A 2,752-nucleotide genomic window follows, 5' to 3' on the forward strand; every position below is an offset into this window, starting at 1 on the left:
ATATTAAATTTTTATAATTCTAGCATATTAGGGAGAAAAAAGAAGCCCTAATTGGACTTCTTTTCAATCTTTATTCACCTTTAAAAGTGCCGTTTTCAACTTCACGAATGAAATCAGCTAAGTGCTTATAGTAGACGTCCGGGTTATCGACCATGTGGTGGTGACCACCATCTGGAGTAGTAACCAAGCGTGAGTTAGGAATTTCCTTTTGCATGATCTTAGCAGTAGAAATTGGCATAGTTTCATTTTCACCGAAGGTAAGCAAAGTAGGAACCTTGATGTTCTTCAATTGATCTCTAAAGTGCCAATCCTTCAACTTACCAGTAATGACGAATTCGTTGTCGCCTTGGAATGCGTGGTAAACAGCGCTGCCACCGATGTCCTTCAAATGGTAAAGCTTAGAAGGTTGCTTACGGTCAACGAAGTTGATGTTCAAGATTTGAACGTCATCTTGGTAACGTTGGTTGTCGTAGTCATTGTTTTTTTCGCATTCGTGCATAAAGTCGATCTCAGTCTGTGGCAAAACTTCCTGACGTCTTCTGTTAACTGAAGCAACATATTCATCAATTTCATCAACCATGGATGAAATGATGGCACCCTTTAAATGTTGACCATATTTAACTGCGTATTCTTGAACAAGAAGTCCGCCCCAGCTTTGACCGATTAAGTAAAAGTTATCAAGGCCAAGCTTTTCACGCACTTCATCAACTTCGTCTAAGAAGTATTCATAAGTTAAATACTTCTTAGCAATTTCTGGATCAGAATAATCAGGTTGATCTGAATAAAGAGAACCAAGTTGGTCATACATGGTAACTTGAACGTTAAGACCTTGCTTCTTCAATTGTTCAGCAGTATCTTCCCAGTATTCGTGATTGCCGCCGGGACCACCATGAAGTGCTAATAAGTGGATATCACCTTCGCCTTGAGTGTTAGTCCACAAGTGATAACCGTTGTCTAAAGTAATGATTTTAGTACCAGTTTTCATTAAAAAATCCTTTCTTTTCTATGTTTAAAAATAATGTTAAGATACTTTAATTATTGTATCAGATTGAGAAAAAGGCAAGATAGCGGGTATAATGATTTTAATAAAAAGAAAAGGGGGCTATATGAGTCTTAAATACGCTAAGAAAAGCCAACTGATTACTTACACCATTTTAGCTGCAATTAAAGCCTGCAACATTGTCTTTGTTGCCTATATGATTGAAATCATGTTGAACGTTGCTTCGTCTGGTTCTCATGATTACATGCATTTAGTTAGATTAGCTTTATTGACCGCTCTGGGACAAATGTGTTTTATGGCCAGCAACTTTGTGTATGAAACGGTTAAGATGGGAATCATTCGTGATGTGAACATGACTTTGAAGAGAGCAAATCTTCGATATCTGGTTGATCAGGGGGACCCAGATATTAAAAGTGGTTTGTCACTGATGACGAATGATTTGAAGCAGATTGAAACTAACCGTGTTACTGCTCAATTAGACATGATTTTTCAAGGTTTGTCATTTATTGGTGCGATTGGTTTTGCCTTTTACAGTTCATGGCAGATGACATTAGTATTTGTTGTAGCAACGATTGCACCAGCAGTTGTGCAAATTATTACTAGCCCAATCATTACGAAAAAGTCTAAGATCTGGGCCCAGACTAATGCTAACTATACTCAGCATGTTTCTGATTCATTAAATGGTGCGCAAGCAACTAAACTGTATAACGTGCGCACAAATATCATTACGCGTGCAGCAAATGCGGCCCAACAAATGGAAAACGCTTTGAGAAACATGACTTTAACCCAAGCTTGGGCATTGGAATTGATCTATTCTGCAGCAGAGCTTTTCTGTTTCATTATTCCATGTACCATTGGTGGTATATTGATGATGCAAGGCAATTTAAAGGTTGGCACCTTGGTCATGATGGCTGATTTGTCGATGAACTTTATCACGCCAGTTGTTACGCTTTTTAACGAATTCAACCAAGTTAAGTCGACCGTTCCAATGTGGGAAAAGACACAAGTTGCCTTGAAGCATGTCATGAAGAATGACAAGCAGAAGATCGATCATTTTTAAGGCATGGAAGTTAATGACCTGTCTTATGTAACTGGCAGTGATCATAAACAGATTTTTGATGGGGTAAGTCTGCAGATTAAGCCTGGTGAAAAAGTTTTGCTTATGGCTCCAAGTGGCTGGGGTAAGACGACTTTGCTTAGATTGCTCTTAGGATTGAAGCGGCCGAAGAAGGGTAAGATTTTACTGAATGGCAAAAATGTAATGGGTAATTGGGATGCAGCCCATAACTACTATTCATACGTTAACCAAAAGCCGTTTATGTTTGATGATACGCTTCGTTTTAATATCACCTTAGGAAGACAAGTTAGTGATGAGCAATTGAAGCAAGTGATTCATGAGGCAGGACTTGATGAGCTGGTTAAAGAACAGGGCTTAGACAAGCAAGTTGGTGAAAACGGTAGCGAACTTTCTGGTGGTCAGATTCAGAGAGTAGAAATTGCGCGTGCGCTTTTGTCTGGCAGACCAATTTTGCTAGCAGATGAAGCAACGAGTGCACTTGATCCTAAATTGTCATTGGATATTCATGAGACGTTGCTTAAGAATCCGAAGGTAGCGGTGCTAGAAGTAGCCCACAAGATTTCTCCAGAAGAAAAGGCTATGTTTGATGTGATTATTCATTTGGATAAGCATACGGTTGAAACTAAGATGTAAGGGATGAAAATCCCTTATTTTCATGCATTCAATTATATAAA

At 38.8% G+C, this 2,752-nt stretch carries 1 protein-coding gene and 1 pseudogene; one reads left to right on the forward strand and one right to left on the reverse strand.

The window, feature by feature from the left end:
- Positions 1-70 precede the first annotated feature (70 nt).
- The gene (locus HMPREF0518_RS08600; protein ID WP_003627833.1) at positions 71-985 is read right to left on the reverse strand and encodes a prolyl aminopeptidase; all 915 of its coding nucleotides are present in this window, start codon (positions 983-985) and stop codon (positions 71-73) included.
- A 121-nt stretch (positions 986-1,106) separates the two neighbouring features.
- On the opposite strand from HMPREF0518_RS08600, the pseudogene HMPREF0518_RS08605 reads away from it, so the two are divergent.
- Positions 1,107-2,711, forward strand: a pseudogene (locus HMPREF0518_RS08605) (ATP-binding cassette domain-containing protein).
- Positions 2,712-2,752 lie beyond the last annotated feature (41 nt).

The organism is Lactobacillus helveticus DSM 20075 = CGMCC 1.1877 (genome assembly GCF_000160855.1).
Classification (GTDB): Bacteria; Bacillota; Bacilli; order Lactobacillales; family Lactobacillaceae; genus Lactobacillus; species Lactobacillus helveticus.

What these genes read in the sequence shown, in the direction of transcription:
- HMPREF0518_RS08600 (WP_003627833.1), bottom strand. Translation starts at nt 985, where the DNA reads ATGAAAACTGGTACTAAAATCATTACTTTAGACAACGGTTATCACTTG.